Source organism: Variovorax multivorans (assembly GCF_051216835.1).
Taxonomy (GTDB): domain Bacteria; phylum Pseudomonadota; class Gammaproteobacteria; order Burkholderiales; family Burkholderiaceae_C; genus Variovorax.
Map to the genome: position 1 here is coordinate 1 of NZ_JBPJZL010000020.1, position 17,818 is coordinate 17,818.

General features: G+C 64.1%; 22 protein-coding genes and 3 tRNA genes. 6 read left to right on the plus strand and 19 right to left on the minus strand.

Features of this window, described 5'->3' with window-relative positions:
- From ACSFCA_RS32705 to trpE, 12 genes are all read right to left on the minus strand, one after another.
- Nucleotides 1-112 (minus strand): GTP-binding protein (locus tag ACSFCA_RS32705; protein WP_435460540.1); only part of this gene is annotated, 112 nt, incomplete at its 3' end.
- Between the two features lie 74 nt (nt 113-186).
- Nucleotides 187-261, minus strand: a tRNA-Thr gene (locus tag ACSFCA_RS32710).
- 51 nt (nt 262-312) lie between these two features.
- Nucleotides 313-386, minus strand: a tRNA-Gly gene (locus ACSFCA_RS32715).
- Nucleotides 387-449: 63 nt separating this feature from the next.
- Nucleotides 450-535: transfer RNA gene (locus ACSFCA_RS32720), tRNA-Tyr, on the minus strand.
- 106 nt (nt 536-641) lie between these two features.
- Nucleotides 642-1,349 carry a uracil-DNA glycosylase gene (locus tag ACSFCA_RS32725; RefSeq protein WP_435462473.1) on the minus strand — a complete coding sequence of 236 codons (708 nt, stop codon included), beginning with the start codon at nt 1,347-1,349 and terminating at the stop codon, nt 642-644.
- Complete coding sequence (trpC, locus tag ACSFCA_RS32730) at nt 1,346-2,146, minus strand: indole-3-glycerol phosphate synthase TrpC (protein ID WP_435462472.1); 801 nt, start codon at nt 2,144-2,146, stop codon at nt 1,346-1,348. The genes ACSFCA_RS32725 and trpC overlap by 4 nt, the downstream gene beginning before the upstream one ends.
- A 29-nt stretch (nt 2,147-2,175) precedes the next feature.
- Entirely contained in the window at nt 2,176-3,198 is a 1,023-nt protein-coding gene (gene trpD / locus ACSFCA_RS32735) for an anthranilate phosphoribosyltransferase (protein WP_435462471.1), read from the minus strand.
- 22 nt (nt 3,199-3,220) lie between these two features.
- Entirely contained in the window at nt 3,221-3,883 is a 663-nt protein-coding gene (locus ACSFCA_RS32740; protein WP_435462470.1) for a LysE family translocator, read from the minus strand.
- 16 nt (nt 3,884-3,899) lie between these two features.
- Complete coding sequence (gene ltaE, locus ACSFCA_RS32745; protein ID WP_435462469.1) at nt 3,900-4,958, minus strand: low-specificity L-threonine aldolase; 1,059 nt, start codon at nt 4,956-4,958, stop codon at nt 3,900-3,902.
- Between the two features lie 6 nt (nt 4,959-4,964).
- Complete coding sequence (locus ACSFCA_RS32750) at nt 4,965-5,549, minus strand: aminodeoxychorismate/anthranilate synthase component II (protein WP_093247440.1); 585 nt, start codon at nt 5,547-5,549, stop codon at nt 4,965-4,967.
- On the minus strand, nt 5,546-5,938 hold the full coding sequence (locus tag ACSFCA_RS32755) for a GxxExxY protein (RefSeq protein WP_093058807.1): 393 nt from the start codon (nt 5,936-5,938) through the stop codon (nt 5,546-5,548). The genes ACSFCA_RS32750 and ACSFCA_RS32755 overlap by 4 nt, the downstream gene beginning before the upstream one ends.
- Nucleotides 5,935-7,437, minus strand: coding sequence for an anthranilate synthase component I (trpE, locus tag ACSFCA_RS32760; RefSeq protein WP_435462468.1), 1,503 nt, complete (start codon nt 7,435-7,437; stop codon nt 5,935-5,937). Before trpE ends, ACSFCA_RS32755 begins: the two co-directional genes overlap by 4 nt.
- Nucleotides 7,438-7,809: 372 nt before the next feature.
- On the opposite strand from trpE, the gene ACSFCA_RS32765 reads away from it, so the two are divergent.
- Complete coding sequence (locus ACSFCA_RS32765) at nt 7,810-8,391, plus strand: chalcone isomerase family protein (protein WP_435462467.1); 582 nt, start codon at nt 7,810-7,812, stop codon at nt 8,389-8,391.
- A gap of 9 nt (nt 8,392-8,400) precedes the next feature.
- Here the strand turns inward: ACSFCA_RS32765 and ACSFCA_RS32770 are convergent, their stop codons facing one another.
- The 5 genes from ACSFCA_RS32770 to ACSFCA_RS32790 all read right to left on the minus strand — a co-directional run bounded on the left by ACSFCA_RS32770 (nt 8,401) and on the right by ACSFCA_RS32790 (nt 11,161).
- Nucleotides 8,401-9,105 (minus strand): phosphoglycolate phosphatase, encoded by a 705-nt coding sequence (locus tag ACSFCA_RS32770; RefSeq protein WP_435462466.1) that lies wholly within the window; start codon nt 9,103-9,105, stop codon nt 8,401-8,403.
- 116 nt (nt 9,106-9,221) lie between these two features.
- The gene (locus ACSFCA_RS32775; RefSeq protein WP_258351457.1) at nt 9,222-9,443 is read right to left on the minus strand and encodes a hypothetical protein; all 222 of its coding nucleotides are present in this window, start codon (nt 9,441-9,443) and stop codon (nt 9,222-9,224) included.
- A 222-nt stretch (nt 9,444-9,665) separates the two neighbouring features.
- Nucleotides 9,666-10,403 (minus strand): SDR family oxidoreductase, encoded by a 738-nt coding sequence (locus ACSFCA_RS32780; protein WP_435462465.1) that lies wholly within the window; start codon nt 10,401-10,403, stop codon nt 9,666-9,668.
- Nucleotides 10,404-10,415: 12 nt separating this feature from the next.
- The gene (locus tag ACSFCA_RS32785) at nt 10,416-10,739 is read right to left on the minus strand and encodes a hypothetical protein (RefSeq protein WP_435462464.1); all 324 of its coding nucleotides are present in this window, start codon (nt 10,737-10,739) and stop codon (nt 10,416-10,418) included.
- A 20-nt stretch (nt 10,740-10,759) separates the two neighbouring features.
- Nucleotides 10,760-11,161, minus strand: coding sequence for a hypothetical protein (locus ACSFCA_RS32790; protein WP_435477467.1), 402 nt, complete (start codon nt 11,159-11,161; stop codon nt 10,760-10,762).
- A gap of 446 nt (nt 11,162-11,607) precedes the next feature.
- On the opposite strand from ACSFCA_RS32790, the gene ACSFCA_RS32795 reads away from it, so the two are divergent.
- The gene (locus tag ACSFCA_RS32795) at nt 11,608-12,534 is read left to right on the plus strand and encodes a LysR family transcriptional regulator (protein WP_258351461.1); all 927 of its coding nucleotides are present in this window, start codon (nt 11,608-11,610) and stop codon (nt 12,532-12,534) included.
- 182 nt (nt 12,535-12,716) lie between these two features.
- On the opposite strand, the gene ACSFCA_RS32800 is transcribed toward ACSFCA_RS32795, so the two are convergent.
- Together ACSFCA_RS32800 and ACSFCA_RS32805 are read right to left on the minus strand one after the other, a co-directional pair.
- The gene (locus ACSFCA_RS32800; protein ID WP_435462478.1) at nt 12,717-12,857 is read right to left on the minus strand and encodes a hypothetical protein; all 141 of its coding nucleotides are present in this window, start codon (nt 12,855-12,857) and stop codon (nt 12,717-12,719) included.
- Nucleotides 12,858-12,890: 33 nt separating this feature from the next.
- Nucleotides 12,891-13,454, minus strand: a complete 564-nt coding sequence (locus ACSFCA_RS32805) for a hypothetical protein (protein ID WP_435462462.1) — start codon at nt 13,452-13,454, stop codon at nt 12,891-12,893.
- Between the two features lie 281 nt (nt 13,455-13,735).
- Between ACSFCA_RS32805 and ACSFCA_RS32810 the strand changes: the two genes are divergently transcribed.
- From ACSFCA_RS32810 to ACSFCA_RS32825, 4 genes are all read left to right on the plus strand, one after another.
- A complete protein-coding gene (locus ACSFCA_RS32810; RefSeq protein ID WP_435462461.1) occupies nt 13,736-14,869 on the plus strand; it encodes a serine hydrolase domain-containing protein in 1,134 nt (377 codons plus the stop codon).
- A gap of 258 nt (nt 14,870-15,127) precedes the next feature.
- Nucleotides 15,128-15,523, plus strand: a complete 396-nt coding sequence (locus tag ACSFCA_RS32815; protein ID WP_435462460.1) for an acyl-CoA thioesterase — start codon at nt 15,128-15,130, stop codon at nt 15,521-15,523.
- 5 nt (nt 15,524-15,528) lie between these two features.
- Nucleotides 15,529-16,695 carry a bifunctional 2-methylcitrate synthase/citrate synthase gene (prpC, locus tag ACSFCA_RS32820; protein WP_435462477.1) on the plus strand — a complete coding sequence of 389 codons (1,167 nt, stop codon included), beginning with the start codon at nt 15,529-15,531 and terminating at the stop codon, nt 16,693-16,695.
- Nucleotides 16,696-16,814: 119 nt separating this feature from the next.
- Entirely contained in the window at nt 16,815-17,798 is a 984-nt protein-coding gene (locus ACSFCA_RS32825; protein ID WP_435462459.1) for a tripartite tricarboxylate transporter substrate binding protein, read from the plus strand.
- The last annotated feature ends 20 nt before the right edge of the window (nt 17,799-17,818 follow it).

Consider the following 17,818-nt stretch of genomic DNA (forward strand, 5'->3'; position numbering starts at 1 on the left):
CCGACAGAACCGTTGCGATCGCAGCCGTCAGCGTCGTCTTGCCGTGGTCAACGTGACCAATCGTGCCCACGTTCACGTGCGGCTTGGTGCGGGTGAATTTACCTTTTGCCATTTTTCGACTCCGAAAAAAACGTTTCCAACGTATGCATATGGGTTGCAAAGCTGCCGTTGCAACCCCCAAAAAACTGGTGCCCTTTGCGGGAATCGGACCCGCGACCTCTCCCTTACCAAGGGAGTGCTCTACCACTGAGCCAAAAGGGCATTTGTAACAAAGTTACGAATTCACATCGCCTCAACAATGAACCGAGTCTCTGGAGCGGGAGACGGGAATCGAACCCGCGTCATCAGCTTGGAAGGCTGGGGTTCTACCATTGAACTACTCCCGCATCGGGGCACTCAAGGCACCCAAAGCGCGAAATCCAATCGCTCTTAGAAACCAAATTCATCGCTGGTGGAGAGGGCTGGATTCGAACCAGCGTACTCGTAAGAGGGCAGATTTACAGTCTGCTGCCATTAACCACTCGGCCACCTCTCCGGCGAACCTCGAAATATAGCACGGTTTTGTGACTACTCAGAAATCCAAGCATCCAGAAGATGCGGGGAAACTGCTCGAGGCGTGAGCCCACGATTATCGCCCAACTTCACCCCTCCGCCCGCTGGGCCTCCCGCCACGCACGCGCTTCGCCGAAGTGGCCGCAGCCGATGAACGGCACGGGCGGGCGCAACGCCGAAAGAGGCGACGGATGATTCGACATCAGCACCTTATGGCGCTTAACGTCGATCAACGCCCGCTTACTCTGCGCGTGCGAGCCCCACAGCATAAAAACAACAGGCTTAGCCCCGTCTGAGACATGGCGGATGACGGCATCCGTCAGCACCTCCCAGCCACGGCCGGAATGGCTGGCCGGCTGCGCTTCCTCGACTGTCAGGCAGGTGTTGAGCAGCAGCACGCCATGCGTCGCCCACTTCACCAGGCTGCCACCCGGATTCGGGAACGACGGCGGCGGTGTGCCCAGATCACGCTGGAGTTCCTTGAAGATGTTGCGCAACGAAGGCGGCAACGCCACGCCGGGCGCCACGGAAAACGCCAGCCCCTCGGCCTGGCCACGCCCGTGGTACGGGTCCTGGCCCAGGATCACCACGCGCACGTCTTCTGGCGGCGTGAGTTCCAACGCCCTCAGCGGCTGCGGCGGAAAGATCACCGCCCCCGCATCGAGACGTTCGCGCAGAAAGCCCAGCAGCTTCTGTCCCACGACACCGCCAAAGAAATCGTCAACCAGTGGCTGCCAGCCAGGCGCCACCGGCCAGTCGGCAGGATCGCTGCTCGACAGCTGATCGGGCCGGCTCATTTGAACAACGCAGCGAGGGCCTCGCCGGGTTCCTTGGCGCGCATGAACGCTTCGCCGACCAGGAAGGCGTTGACGCCGGCCGCGCGAAGCGTGGCGACGTCTTCGCGCGTGCCGATGCCCGACTCGGTCACAGGCAAACGATCGGCCGGCAGCTTCGGCAGCAAGTCGATGGTCGCCTGGATCGACACCTCGAAATTGCGCAGATTGCGGTTGTTGACCCCAATCAGCGCTGTCTTCAGCCTGAGCGCACGATCGAGCTCAGCCGCGTCGTGCACTTCCACGAGCACCGCCATGCCCAGCCCGTGCGCAATGGCTTCGTAGTCCTTCATCTGCGCATCGTCGAGGCAAGCGGCGATCAACAGGATGGCATCGGCGCCCATCGCGCGCGATTCGTACACCTGGTACGCATCGACGATGAAGTCCTTGCGCAGCACCGGCAGGTCGCAAGAGGCCCTCGCCTGCTTGAGATAGTCCACGCCGCCCTGGAAGAACTGCTTGTCGGTCAACACCGAAAGGCAGGCCGCGCTGATCTCGCCGTCGCCCTCGGCGTAGCTCTGGGCGATATCGGCCGGAATGAAGTCTTCGCGCAGCACGCCCTTGCTTGGGCTGGCTTTCTTGACTTCGGCAATCACCGCGGCCTGGCCGGCGGCGATCTTGGCGCGCAGCGCGCCTTCGAAGTCGCGCGTCAGCACGCGGCTCTCGGCATCGAAGCGCACGGCCTCGAGCGGCGCGCGCTTCAGGGCCGCAGCCACTTCCTGGTGCTTGACGGCAACGATCTTGTCGAGGATGTCGGACATAACTTCTGGGGTTTCCGGTTTCTTGAAACTCAGACGGCCGTGGAGGCCTTGATCAGCTCGGCCAGCTTGGCCTTCGCCGCGCCCGAGGCGATGGCGCTGCGCGAACGCTCCACACCCGCCTGCACCGAGTCGACCACGTTCGCCGCATACAGTGCCGCGCCAGCATTCAGCAGCACGATGTCGAGTGCGGGGCCGGCATGATTGTCGAGCACGCCGAGCAGCATCGCCTTCGACTGCTCGGGCGTTTCCACGCGCAGCGCGCGGTTGCTCGACATCTGGAAGCCGAAATCCTCGGGGTGCAGTTCGTACTCGCGGATCTCGCCATCCTTCAACTCGCCCACCATGGTGGCGGCACCGAGCGAAATCTCGTCCATGCCGTCACGCCCGTAGACCACCACCGCATGCTCGGCGCCGAGCCGCTGCAGCGCGCGTACCTGGATGCCCACGAGGTCGGGATGGAACACGCCCATCAGGATGTTCGGCGCACCGGCCGGATTGGTCAGCGGCCCGAGGATGTTGAAGATGGTCTTGATGCCGAGCTCTTTTCGCACCGGCGCGACGTTCTTCATCGCCGGGTGATGGTTCGGCGCGAACATGAAGCCGATGCCGCACTCCTCGATCGAGCGCGCGATCTGCTCGGGCTTGAGGTTGATGTTCACGCCCAGCGACTCCAGCACGTCGGCGCTGCCCGACTTGCTCGACACGCTGCGACCGCCGTGCTTGCTCACCTTGGCGCCCGCCGCGGCCGCCACGAACATCGAGCAGGTCGAGATGTTGAATGTGTGCGAGCCATCGCCGCCTGTGCCAACGATGTCCACGAGGTGCGTCGTGTCCGCGACGGGCACCTTGGTCGACACCTCGCGCATCACCTGCGCGGCGGCGGTGATCTCGCCGATGGTTTCCTTCTTCACACGCAGGCCGGTGATCAGCGCGGCCATCATCACGGGCGAGCACTCGCCGCTCATGATGAGGCGCACGATGTGCAGCATCTCGTCGTGGAAGACTTCGCGGTGTTCGATGGTGCGCTGCAGCGCTTCCTGGGGGGTGATCATGAAAAGTCTCCTCGAGGGTGAATCAGCGGCCGACGCGAACGGCGGGCGCGTCGGTGAACGCGAGCTTGAGGCCGAAGCCGATGAAAAGCACGCCGGCAGCGCGGTCGAGCCAATGCATGCCCTTCTGCACGGCGCTGCGATGCGCCATCCAGCCTGCGGCCAAGGCCCATCCCACATTGACGGGAATGGCGTTGAGGTTGAACAGCACGCCCAGCAGCACGAAGTACAGGGCCTTGTTGTCGGCACCGGGTGCAATGAATTGCGGCACGAAGGCCAGGAAGAACAGCGCGACCTTGGGGTTCAGCACGTTCGTCCAGAAGCCCCCGAAAAAGATCGCCTTGAGACTGCGCTCCCCGCCCGCATCGGCCGCCGCCTTGTCGAGATCCGCAGGCGGCGCCGCGCGCGACAGCAGCATGCGCACGCCCAGATACAGCAGGTACGCCGCGCCGATGTACTTGAGCACGGTGAAGGCCGCCGCCGATGTCGCCATCAGGGTGCCGACGCCGACTGCGGCGGCAAAGATGTGAACGAAGCAGCCGGCCGTGATGCCGAGCCCCGCCACGATGCCGGCGCGCACGCCGCAGCGCAGCGAATTCGTCACGACGTACAGCACGTCGGGCCCAGGCGTGAGGTTCAGCAGCCAGCCGGCGGCGATGAAAGCGAGCAGATGGGGAAGATCAGGCATCGCGCGCTCGCGGGGCTCAGGCGTTGAAGAAGGCGCGGATCGCGGCGACGGCCCGGTCGACGCCGGCGGCATCGACGTCGAGGTGCGTCACGAAGCGCAAGCGGTAAAGCCCCGTCGCCAGGATGCCCTGCTGGTTCAGGCTCGCGATCAGCTCCGATGAACGCGCCTGCGCAGCCCCGGTGAGATCCGCGAACACGATATTCGTGTGCGGCGCCTCGACCGTCAGGCCCTCGATGCCTTCGAGTCCTTGTGCAAGCCGCTGTGCCAATGCATGGTCCTCGGCCAGGCGATCGATGTGGTGATCGAGCGCATGCGATGCAGCCGCAGTCAGCAGCCCGGCCTGCCGCATGCCGCCGCCTGCCATCTTGCGAATGCGATGTGCGCGTGCAATGAATTCACGCGACCCCACCAGCGCCGAGCCGATGGGTGCACCAAGCCCCTTGCTGAAGCACACCGACACGCTGTCGAAGCACTGCGCGATGCGGCGCGCCTCCGCGCGGATGTCGCTACGCTTGTTCAACGCTGCCTGCGCGGTCGCGGCATTGAAGAGCCGTGCGCCGTCCAGATGCCGCTGCAGCCCCTTGCTCTTCGCCAGGTCGGTCGCAGCCTGCACGTAGTCGAAGGGCAGCAGCTTGCCGCCCAGCGTGTTCTCCAGCGCCAGCAGCCGCGTGCGCGCGAAATGCGCGTCATCGGGCTTGATGGCCGCCTCGATCTGCGCCAGCGGCAGCGTGCCGTCGGGTGCATGGTCGAGCGGCTGAGGCTGCACGCTGCCGAACACCGCCGCGCCGCCACCTTCCCACCGATAGCAGTGCGCCTGCTGGCCGACGATGTATTCGTCGCCACGGCCGCAGTGCGAAAGAATCGCGCACAGGTTGCTCTGCGTGCCCGTGGGCACGAACAGCGCAGCCTCGAAGCCCAGCATCGCGGCGATCTTTTCCTGCAGCGCGTTCACGCTCGGATCGGTGCCGAAGACGTCGTCCCCCAGCGGCGCCGCTATCATGGCCTCCCGCATCGCGGGCGTGGGTTGCGTGACGGTGTCGCTGCGCAGGTCGACGAGGGAGGTGCGATCGGTCATGGTGGCTCAGTCCAGGAAGTTCTTGAGCATGGCGTGGCCGTGCTCCGTCAGGATGGATTCGGGATGGAACTGCACGCCTTCGATGCGCACGTCATGCGCGAACCCGGTGTGCCGCACCCCCATGATCTCGCCGTCGTCGGTCCAGGCAGTGACAGCCAGTGCCTTCGGGCAGCTCTCCCGCTCGATGGAAAGCGAGTGGTAGCGATTGACGATGAACTTCTCGGGCAGCCCCGCGAACACGCCTTCTTGCGTGGTCGTGATCTCGCTGGTCTTGCCATGCATGAGCTGCTGCGCGCGCACGATCTTTCCGCCGAAGGCCGCGCCGATGGCCTGGTGGCCCAGGCACACGCCAAGAATGGGCAGCTTGCCCGCAAAGGCCTCGATGGCCGCCACCGAAACACCCGCTTCCGCCGGCGAACACGGCCCGGGCGACACCACCAGCCGCGTCACGCCGGAGGCGATCAGCTCGCCGATCTGCGCCACCGTGATCTCGTCGTTGCGGTGCACCTGCACGTCCGCCCCCAGCTCGCCGAAGTACTGGACGATGTTGTAGGTGAAGGAATCGTAGTTGTCGATCATCAGCAGTTTCATGGCTTGCTCACAATCCGGTGCACGCCCTTGACGACGGGGAACACGTTGAAGTTGATCAGAAGGCCCAGCTTGAGGCCCGACAGGCGCAGCGCGGCCAGCACCTGCGCGCGATGCAGGTCGGTCAGCACGTCGACCGCCTTGAGTTCGACGATGACCGATTGCTCGATCACGAAGCCCGCACGGTACACCTCGCCGAGCGAGCGCCCCTTGTAGCTGGCCGACAGCGCCACGTCGCGCGTGAAGCCGATCTCCCGCTCGGCGAGCTCGATGGCCAGCGCAGCCGCATAGGCCCCTTCGTCGAGCCCCGTGCCGAGCACGCGCTGCACCTCGACGGCCGCGCCGATGATCTCGTGCGAGAAGTCGTTCTGAATATCGGGTGCGGTGCTCATTCCAGGCCTTCCTCGACCAGTTCGGCGGCACGCAGAAGCGCGCGCGCCTTGGCTTCAGTTTCTTTCCACTCCAGCTCGGGCACCGAGTCGGCCACCACGCCAGCCGCGGCCTGCACGTGCAGCATCTGGTCCTTCACGATGCCGGTACGAATGGCAATGGCCACGTCCATGTCGCCCGCGTAGCTGATGTAGCCGCATGCGCCGCCATACAGCCCGCGCTTGGTGGGCTCCAGCTGGTCGATGAGCTCCATCGCATGCACTTTCGGCGCACCGGTCAGCGTGCCCGCCGGGAACGTGGCCTTCAGCACGTCGATGGCGGTCATGCCGTCCTTCAGCGTGCCTTCGACGTTGCTCACGATGTGCATCACGTGGCTGTAGCGCTCCACCGCGAAGGCCTCCGTCACCTTCACCGTGCCGGTCTTGGCGATGCGGCCGATGTCGTTGCGTGCGAGGTCGATCAGCATCACGTGCTCGGCGCGCTCCTTCGGGTCGTTGATGAGTTCTTCCTCAGCCGCCTTGTCGAGCTCGATCGATGCGCCACGAGGACGCGTGCCGGCCAGCGGGCGGATGGTGATCTTCTGCTCGCCCTCGCCCGTGTTCTCTTGGCGCACCAAGATCTCGGGCGAAGCGCCCACCACATGGAAGTCGCCGAGGTTGTAGTAGTACATGTAGGGCGAGGGGTTGAGCGAACGCAGCGCGCGGTACAGCGACAGCGGCGACTCGGTGTAGCGCTTGCTGATGCGCTGGCCCACCTGCACCTGCATGAAGTCGCCGGCGGCGATCATTTCCTTGGCGCGCTCGACAGCCGCGAGGTAGTCGGCCTTGGCAAAGCTGCGCTCGGGCGGATGCGGCTGCGTGGGCTTCACGACGGGGGCACTCACCGAGTACTTGAGCTTTTCCTTCAGCTCGCGCAGGCGGCGCTTGGCGCCGGCATAAGCCTCGGGCTGCTTCGGGTCGGCATAGACGATGAGGTAGAGCTTGCCCGACAGGTTGTCGATGACGGCCAGCTCCTCGCACTGCAGCAGCAGGATGTCGGGGCAGCCCAGCGTGTCGGGCGGGCAGCTCTTTTCGAGCTTGCGCTCGATGTGGCGCACGGTGTCGTAGCCGAAGTAGCCGGCAAGACCGCCGCAAAAGCGCGGCAGTCCAGGCCGCAGCGCGACCTTGAATCGCTTCTGGTACTCGGCCACGAAGTCGAGCGGATTGCCCCCGGCGGTCTCGACCACCTGCCCGTCGGTCACCACTTCGGTGACGGCCTCGGCGCCGAAGCCGCTGGCGCGCAACAGCGTGCGAGCCGGCAGTCCGATGAAGCTGTAGCGCCCGAAGCGCTCGCCGCCCACCACCGACTCGAGCAGAAAGCTGTGCTTGCCTCCGCCCTGCGAATGGGCCAGCTTGAGATAAAGGGAAAGAGGCGTCTCGAGGTCGGCAAAGGCCTCGGCCATCAGCGGAATGCGGTTGTAGCCCTGGGCGCTGAGGCTCTTGAATTCAAGTTCGGTGATCACGGATTCGTTCTCCAGTTGCCTGCGGCGCTCCTTCGGCCGGCGGCAAGGTCATTCACGGGTGGTCCGGCGTCGTAGTGTGTATCGACTCGGAACCGCGGGCGCACGGCGTGCGCCGTGCAATCAAACAGTCAGCGAAGTATGGCGACGCCAGGGCCAGGCTCCCCGGCTGCCTTCACCTGTTTGAATGATGTGATGAACGAACATATGAGGCGCGGAGTTTAGCCCACGAAAACGCCAAAGCGTGCAACGGTCGCCTTCATGGCCGCTTTCAGGGTTCCCCCGAGGCCGGAAACGTAAAACAAAAAGATACATTCGCACGACCGTTCGCAAAATTCCAAGGAGACTCCGTTGACCGCTCTCTCGCTCCCAACCATGCTCTTCTCCCGACTCGCCCTGGTGGCCTGCCTTGCCACCGCCGCCCTCGGCGCCTCGGCCGCGCAGGTCGACGTGGCCGGCGTCAAGCTCGAAGACCAGATGGATCTGCGCGGCAGCCCCTTGGTGCTCAATGGCGCGGGCATCCGCTACAAGGCCATCTTCAAGGTCTACACGGCCGGCCTGTACGTGGGCAAGAAAGTGTCTACCACCGAAGAGGCACTGGCCGCGCCGGGCCCCAAGCGCGTGGCCATCACCATGCTGCGCGACATCGACGCGAACGAACTCGGCAAGCTCTTCACCAAAGGCGTGGAAGACAACTCGCCCAAGAGCGAAATGGTCAACCTCATTCCGGGCCTGCTGCGCATGGGCCAGATGTTCGCGGACCAGAAACAGCTGAAGACTGGCGACACCTTCACCATCGACTGGCTGCCCGGCACCGGCACGGTGATCACGGTGCGCGGCGTACCCCAGCCCGATCCGGTGAAGGAGCCGGCTTTCTTCAATGCGCTGCTGCGCATCTGGCTGGGGCCGAACCCGGCCGACTGGAAGCTGAAGGACGCGCTGCTCGGCAAGCAATAAGAAGGGCCGTTACCGCAACGCGGCCGGCGCAAGCTCGGCCAGCGAATCGACGAAGCCATCGGCATCGACGCCGCGCACCGGCTCGCCGTGGTTGTAGCCGTAGGTCACGAGCACAACGGGGCAGCCCGCGGCGCGTGCGGCGCGCGCGTCGTTGCTCGAGTCGCCAATCATCAGCGTGCGCGCGGGCGTGGTGTCCAGCGCTTCGCAGGTCTTCAGCAGCGGTAGCGGGTCGGGCTTCTTGCGCTCGAAGGCATCTCCGCCGAGCACCAGTTCGAAGAAACCGTCGAGGCCCTTGTCGATCAGCAATGGCTTTGCGAACGACGTCGGCTTGTTGGTGAGGCAGGCCAGCCGCAGGCCGCTTGCGCGCAACGCCTTCAGCCCGTCGATCACGCCGGGGTACACCGCCGAGTACTGTCCGTTGATGGCGAGGTAGTGGTGCTGATAGCGCTCCCATGCGCGGTCGAACAAGGCCCGTGCCTTCGCATCGGCAGCAGCATCTGGCGCCATCACATGCATGAGCGCGGAATGAATCAGGTGCTCCGAGCCCTTGCCCACCATCGTCTCGATGGCAGCCGGCGCCACATGCGGCAGCGAGAGGTCGTCGAGCATGCGGTTCAGCGACGCAGCGAAGTCGCCGAGGGTGTCGACCATGGTGCCGTCGAGGTCGACGATGGCTGCGTCGAAGCGGGTGTGGTCGAAGCTGATGGAGTTCAAAACAAACTAGTAGAGTTCAGAAAATTGCCCGGTACTTTACCGATGGTGCGGCTCAAGAGCGACTGCCGGGGGTAATCGACTGGCACCTGAACGCTCCGTTGGGGTCGTTCCTACGTTTACGCTGCCGTCTCCTCCAGAGCACGCCGTCCAGCATCTGTGATCTGCGCGTAGACGGTCTGCTGGCCGTAGGTCTCGCGGCCCTTCGACACCTTCGTGCGTCGCAGCACCACCCAGCCCTTGAGCTCGTATTCCTCGGCCTGCGCAATCTCTGAGTAGATCGACGGTTTGTCGACCTGCCCATCATCAGGCTGTTCGCACAGATTGGGGCTGCGGCGCAATTTCGGAGCCGGCGCCCTGCGATGCGAGCGGGATCGTGTATGCCTTGGCGCACCAGCTTGTAGCCCTGCGCCTCGATCTCGTTGCCGCGCTGGCAGCACAGCTGACTACCTGCTCGCGCTCGCCGCCAAATGCGCGGCCCTCGTCAAGATGTGTTCGCCGCGTGCTTAAGTGACAACTGCGATCTTTCCGGCCAATGAGTTGGTCATGGTAGTTCTACTGGACTAGGACTGTGCGGTGGGTCGAACAACGATCTCACCAACGTCCACGTCAGCAGGTTGTTCGATTGCGAAGGCGATGCAGCGGGCGATGGCGTCTGCCGGTATTCCGATCTCACTCATCTGTTGACTTGTTTTGCTCGCCACCTCGGCGCTCGTCATTGATGAGGTCAAACCGGTCTGTACGAGTCCGGGGGATATCGCCGTGACGCGGAGGTTGGCACCTGCCTCTTGCCGGAGGCCCTCTGTGATGGCCCTCGCCGCGTTCTTCGAGCCTGCGTACACGGCCATCGTCGGCACGATCTTCAGACCCGCCGTGGACAAGATGTTGACGAAATGCCCGAACTTTTGCTCGCGAAAGACGGGCAATGCTGCTGCTATGCCATGCAGCAAGCCCTTCACATTGACGTCGATCGTCTCTTCCCAATCCTCGACCCGCAGTTCGTCGAGTAAAGAGATCGGCGCAGTTCCCGCATTACTCACCAACACATCGAGTTGCCCAAACGTCGCCAAGGCGACGCTAACAAAACGGGTCATATCTTCTCGCTTCTTGATGTCAATCGAGACTGCAACTGCCTGGCCTCCTCTGGCTTTGATCTGCGAAACGATGGAGTCAAGCTGATCCTGGCGGCGCGCGCCAACTACGACCTTTGCTCCCCGTTCGGCCAGCAACAAAGCGGTTGCCTTACCGATGCCACTGCTCGCTCCAGTGATTGCGACGACTTTTCCTTGGATACCTGTCATTTGGTGTTCCTTTTATGCGCCGCTGAAGGGGGCGACTGGATCCGTAGAAATGCTGGGCGACCGCCGATCCGACGATGTAGGTGCCCCGTGAAAATAGAGGATCGCGGCACTGGCGTCAGGCGCATCTCCCGGTCGGCACCAAACGCCCGCGACACCACCCACGGAAGCCTGTTCGTAGGTCACGCCGGCGGCTGCAGGAGTCTTCTGCATCAGCTCATCAAAGGGCTTTCTCGCCTCCGGGATGGTGACGCTTCCCTTCATCGACGCGACCATATTCCGCATCGCGAACATGACGGCGCGGTCGAGCAGGTGCAGAGGATGACGGATCGTGGTCATGGTGCGATTCCTTCGTCCACTCAGTCAACGTTGAGCCATCTAGCGGCGGCATCGCCGGTGTCCGGGGGGGACGTGTTGAAGGCGATGGATGCCTGGGGTGCGGACTTGTGCACGGAGTTCACAAGTCGCTCGAAAAGCAGCAGGCTCTTGGGGGGAATGCGAATGCCTCCGCCGATCACGACGCAGTCGTAGAAGATGGTAGAGAGTTGGTGCTCCAGCACCGTTGTCGCAGAGTCGTCCGGGCGCACGAGACAGAGGTCGGCATGCCAGCCCCGGTCTGCCATCTGCTTCATGCCGAGGGCGATGCCGGCATGGATCTTCGCGGCGTCGAAGCCGGGCGGCAATGCCGGGTCCGAGAAGTCGACCGTCTCCGGTTCCTGCCCCACGAACAGGACCTTCTTCATTTCTTGGGATTTGCTCATCTTCATTTCCTGGTTGTTGATCGGGTTGCAGGGTTGGCCATGGCCATGATGTGTTCGACAACGACCGCCGGGCACTCTTGCGGAACGAAGTGCCCGCAGTCGCGAATCGTGTGGGCTTCTACGTGTTCTGCGACCAAGCGGACCATCCCGCCGACCTTGTCGCCCAGTCACCTTCCGCCACCATGGCGACGACGGTCGCTTGATCCTGGCGCTGGTCAACGGCTCCGTCTGCTCGATGCTCTTTCGCGGGTGCCACTAAGGAAGGTGGGTGGGATGACAAGCTCATTGAAGCGCGATGGGCCAGGGCAGTCTGTCGGACAGCACACCTAGCAGCGGGAACACGGTGTTCCCATGGCGGGACGGTCGCCTGTTTACGATCAGGACTTGCCGCAGAGTTATCCGGGCCTCAAGCGGTCCTCCTGTTCACTTTGAGCCAATCCTTCGACATGCTGGACCTGAACGACTTGCGCCTGTTTGAGAAAGTCGCGACGCTGCGAAGTTTCTCCGCGGCCGGGCGAGTGCTGAATGTGCCCAAATCGAGCGTGAGTCGAGGGGTTGCTCGCCTCGAATCGGCCTTGGGAATCCGCCTCGTCCAGCGCACGACTCACGAAGTGCAGTTGACGGAAGCCGGCGTTGCATTGCATGAGCGATGTGTGAATCTGCTCGCGCGTATCCATGAAACGATCGATGTTGTCAGCGGAATGAGCGGCAACCCGCGAGGTCTGCTGCGGATCAGTGTCGGAATTGGCTTCGGGTACAACGTACTGTCCGACCTGCTGCCGGAGTTCCTGGAGCGATACCCCGATGTCAACGTGGCACTGGAGTTGACCAGTCGAACCGTCGATCTGATCGCCGAGAGCGTCGACGTCACGGTGCGCATAGGACCGATGACCGACTCGCGGCTCATCGCAGTCGGGCTCGGGACGATACGACGCTACCTTTGCGCCGCCCCGGCATATCTCGCACGGCACGGCTCGCCCCAAGCGCTGGACGAGATTCGAACGCATCACGCCATCGAGATGCCGGGTGTCGACGGGAGGCCGCGGGCCTGGATTTTCAAAGGACCCGGCAGCGAGGAGAAGCGGTTCGAACTCAAGCCGCGTCTGAGCATCAACGATCCTCTGTTGATTCACCGACAAGTGGTTTCCGGCGTCGGCCTAGGGTGCCTGTCGGGCTACCTGTGTGCGCCCGATATCAAGGCCGGGCGACTTGTTCACCTGTTTCCAGAATGGACTCTGCCTCCGGTGGAGGTCAGCGCAGTCTTCCCGAGCAGCAGAGAGTTGTCGCCGACCGTGAGGGCTTTTGTGGAGTTCCTGAAAAGCGCTTCGGCGCCAGGCAAGTCTTGGCAGGACGATTCGATGGCTGCTCCGTAGGCCCAGCGGCAAAGCTCTCTCGAGGAGCATTGCCTTGACGAGGATTCATCACTCGATCCGTTCCGAGGACCATGGGGCCACGGTTGGCATACGCAAGCAGGTGGCCCCCATGAAGGGATTGCGGCATCCGGTTGGCAAGGGTGCCTTCGGAGACGTAGCCTTGCGATCGTCATGGGTTCAGATCATGCAAGGCTTGGGTCGGTTTTGCAGATCTCGGGATCGAGGAGCATCGGGGCAAAGTCGAAGATGGGCGTGAGCTGCAGTGCTCCATCCGGCAGCCGTTGTACCGCGGTGTTGCGGGCGTGGTTGTCGGTGTTGCGCATCAGCCTGGGCCTGCCGGCACTCGAACGCGGTGTTCAACGGCCGGCGTATGGCAGTGACGAGTGATGCACGACGATGCGCAGCTTGCCGGCACCGTCTTTCACGAAAGTCCAGGTCTTGTCGACCGTGGTGACCTTGCCGTCCGGGTCAGTGAACAGCACGTTACCCAGTGTGCTGGCCACGTCGCCGTGGATCAGTACAGCACTGTTGGCAATCTCGCATTTGGTCCAGCCCTTCAGGGCGAAGCCAGTGTCGTTGGGAAAAGCAGGGTTGCCGCCCACGAAGTACGCCAGCGCACCGTCGCGAGCGGTGCGGAAGGTCTGCGGCGATGTCGTGAGCGTCGGCTTGAACAGCACCGCGCCCAGTTGGTAGGCGTAGGCGCTGTCGATGACCTTCTCGGCCAGCGCCTTGGCCGCCGGTTGCCCGCCGCTGGAATTCGCAGCGCTGATGTCAACTAGCGCCTTGCACCAGACCTGCTGGGCCTCCAGGACTTCCGCTTCCGTGATGCTCCGGTCGACGACCTTCTCCTTGGCGGCGGCCGGCAAAATTGCCCCTGCGATCAGGAGGCTGGCGATGGCGCTGGAAGTGAACTTTTTCATTTTGGTCTCCAGTTGAAGTAGTTGGATACCGGAGCGGCCGGGTGGGTCGAGCCGAGACCCGGAATGCATCAGTACGACATGCACAAGGCATGATGCGCCCGCTAAGTTGCTCTGGGAAAAAGATGCAAATGAAATGAATGGTTGTCACTCGACCCACTGGTGACGACCGTGCAGCCACGGCAGGCGCATTCGGCTCTCTGGTATTGGCATTCGCAATGGCACTGTCTTTTTCGTTCCTGAGCCGGCATTCAGCTGGACACACGACCCGTTGGCTTTTCAAAATGGACCTCTTCAAATGCATCGCCGGCTTCGCTTCGCAAGCCCTGTTCACTGGCGTGTGCGCGCTCGCTGGTGGATGCGCCATTGCAATACCTTCAGCGCCCTCGACGCCTGCCGCGCCGGTGGTTTTTCCGGGCGCATCCTGGGCGACGGCACCCGAGGCTGAACCGGGCAGCGCCTGCCGCCGCGAACTTGACGCCACCCGCAGCTACCTGCGCACGCTGGACACGACCGCTCTCATGGCGGTGCAGGATGGCCGCGTGCTGTTCAGCGAGGGGCCGGTCCAGAGCGTCAGCATCGTGTTCTCGGTGCGCAAAAGTGTGCTCTCGATGATGTACGGCAAGTACGTGACCAATGGCACCATCGACCTCGACCGCACGCTGGCCGACCTGGGTATCGACGACGTGGGCGGCTTGCTGCCCATCGAGCGACAGGCCAGGCTGCGCGACCTGCTCGCCGCGCGTTCGGGCGTCTATCACGCGGCCGCCAACGGCGGAGACGACGCGGCGGCCGCGCCCCCACGAGGGTCGCACGTGCCCGGCAGCTATTTCCTCTACAACAACTGGGACTTCAACGCCGCGGGGACCGCCTTCGAACGCCTGACCGGCAGGAGCATCTACCAGGCTTTTGCGGACGATCTGGCCGCACCTCTGCAGCTCGAGGATTTCGACCTGTCACGCCACGCACGCAGCGGCGACGCGCAGCGCTCCCAGCACCTGGCCTACCCCTTCTACCTGTCCACGCGCGACATGGCGCGGCTGGGCTACCTGATGCTGCACCAGGGCAACTGGCAAGGCCAGCAGCTCGTGCCGGCCGACTGGGTCGACCAAATGACGCGGCAGACCACGCCCGCTGCACAGATGCATCCGCCACACACTGCGCGGCGCGGTTTCGGATACGGCTACCTGTGGTGGCTGCTCGAAGAGCCGCAGGACTCGCCGCTGAGCGGCGCGTACATGGCCTGGGGCGTGCATGGCCAGTACATCCTCGTGGTGCCGAAGCGGCAGATGGTGATCGCGCACAAGCGCCAGGTGCCGGTCGCGGGCGACTGGAACGTCAGCTGGGTCGGCCCGGTGGCGTTCCTGCGCGCAGCGCGCATGCTGGCCGCTGCACCCTGTCGCGCGGGGGAGCGGTGACCGTGCTTCATTTTTTGGGGCCGCGTGAATTCACTCACCGCCCCTGGCACTCCTTGTCCAACATCAACTCGTCTCTTCCATATCCGTGAGTCGCCTTTCTGGTCTGGATGTTGATTTCCATCTCGAAGCGCCCCGGTTTTCCGTGGAGCGTTGATTTCGCCGAACTTCGCAGCATTCGCAAATCTACCGGCCTCCGTTCGCAGGAGTTCGCCCTTTCAGTCCTTCTGCAGTCGTTGCTTTCTGCGTAGATTGCGAACCATGACGACACCCGTTGGAACAACCGAACTCCGCGAACTGGTGCTGCCGGTGCATGCAAATCACCGCGGCACGCTCTTCGCCGGCCAGGGTCTGCAGCTCATGAGCAAGACGGCCTTCCTGGCGGCGCGCGGCCTGGCGCAGCGCGAAGTGGTGATGGCCGAGGTGACCAGCGTCAGCTTTCTGTCGCCCGTGCCGGTGGGCTATCAGCTTGTCCTGCGCGGGTGGGTCAGCCGCATCGGCCGATGTTCGATGACCGTGTGCGTGACCGGCCTGGCCGACGTGCCGGGCGTTCCGGCGGAAGAAGTCCTCAAGGGTGTGTTCGAGATGGTGGCGGTCGATGCCGCCGGCCGCCCCGCCGCCATTGATCGCTCTTATCTGGACAAGGAAACTGCATGACCACCATGACCTCCACGCTCGAAACCGCCGCACCGGCCGGCTTCAAGGCCAAGAAGTCCGTCGCCCTGTCGGGCGTGACCGCGGGCAACACGGCGCTGTGCACCGTGGGCCGCACCGGCAACGACCTGCACTACCGCGGCTACGACATCCTGGACATCGCCGAGGTCTGCGAATTCGAAGAAATCGCCCACCTGCTGGTGCACGGCAAGCTGCCCACGCGCGCCGAGCTCAAGGCCTACAAGGCACGGCTGAAGGCCATGCGCGGCCTGCCGGCCAACGTGAAGAACGCGCTGGAGAGCCTGCCCGCCGGCGCCCACCCGATGGACGTGATGCGCACCGGCGTCTCGGCGCTGGGCTGCATCCTGCCCGAGAAGGACGACCACAACCTGCCCGGCGCACGCGACATCGCGGATCGCCTGATGGCCTCGCTCGGCTCGATGCTGCTGTACTGGTATCACTGGAGCAGCCAGGGCAAGCGCATCGATGTGGAGACCGACGACGACTCCATCGGCGGCCACTTCCTGCACCTGCTGCATGGCGAGAAGCCTTCCAAGGCCTGGGTGCGCGCGATGCACACCTCGCTGAACCTGTATGCCGAGCACGAGTTCAACGCCTCGACCTTCACCGCGCGCGTGATCGCCGGCACCGGCAGCGACATGTATTCGTCCATCGCGGGCGCGATCGGCGCGCTGCGCGGCCCCAAGCACGGCGGCGCCAACGAGGTGGCCTTCGAGATCCAGAAGCGCTACGACTCGCCCGACGAAGCCGAGGCCGACATCCGCCGGCGCGTGGAGGCCAAGGAGGTGGTGATCGGTTTCGGCCACCCTGTCTACACGGTGAGCGATCCGCGCAACGTGGTGATCAAGGGCGTGGCCAGGCGGCTGTCCGACGAAGCCGGTTCGACCAAGATGTTCGACATCGCGCAGCGGCTGGAGTCGGTGATGTGGGAGGCCAAGAAAATGTTTCCCAATCTCGACTGGTTCAGCGCCGTGAGCTATCACATGATGGGCGTGCCCACCGCGATGTTCACGCCCCTGTTCGTGATCGCGCGCACCAGCGGCTGGGCCGCGCACGTGATCGAGCAGCGCGTAGACAACAAGATCATTCGCCCGAGCGCCAACTACACCGGTCCCGAAGACGTGAAGTTCGTGCCGATCGAGGCGCGGGTCTGAGCCGCACAGGAGTCTCCGAGCGTTTATCGCGGGTTTGCCATGCGGGAGCAAACTAGCGCCTGCCACTGCGATGGCACACCGTCGCGGGCGGCATGCACAACAACACTGGAGACAACAGCATGACCCTGAATCGCCGCGCCTTTTCATCAGCAGCCCTCGCCGGGCTGGCGCTGCCCGTTGCCCGCACCGGCTGGGCCCAGGATGCCTTTCCGGCGAAGCCGCTCAAGATCGTCTGCCCCTTTGCGCCCGGCGGGGGCTCCGACTTCATCGCGCGCGTTGCGTCGAACGTGCTCAGCCAGAAGCTGGGCCAGGCCGTGGTGGTGGACAACCGCCCAGGCGCCGGCGGCACGCTCGGCACCGAGTACGCATTGCACACGCCCGGCGACGGCTACACGCTGCTGCTGATTGCCGGCAGCTACACCGTCAACCCCTCCTTGTACAAGCTGCGCTTCGACCCGGTCGCCGACATGACGCCGGTGATCCAGTTGTCGAAGGGCGCATACGTGCTGTGCGTCAACCCGGCCAAGGTGCCGGCGAAGAACCTGAAGGAGCTGCTCGACTACGGGCGCCAGAACCCGGGCAAGCTGACCTTCGCCTCGGCGGGCAACGGCAGCCACCTGCACATCGTGACCGAGTACATGTTCGGCATGGCCAAGGTCAAGGCCACACACGTGCCGTACCGGGGCACGGGGCCGGCTGTCACCGACCTGGTGGCAGGCAACGTGGACATGCTGGTCGCAGGCACCGAGGCCTTGATGCCGCACGTGCAGTCAGGCCGGCTGCGTGCGTTTGCCGTGACCACGGCGCAGCGCCTGCAGGCCTACCCCAACATTCCCTCGATCGCCGAGGCCGGCGGCCTGCCCGAGTACGACGTGGTGGCATGGCACGGGCTGATCGCGCCCAAGGGCGTGCCGCCCGCCGCGCTCGCAAAGCTCAACGGCGCGCTCGACGCCGGACTGAAGGCGCCCGAACTCAACGCCAAGCTGGAGCCCACCGGCGTGTCCGCTGCGGGCGGCACCGCGCAACAGTTCGGCGCACTGATTCGCGCCGAGATTCCGCGCTACGCCAAGGTCGTGAAAGACAACGACATCCGCTCCGAGTAGGCCGCTTCCCGATTTGCCAC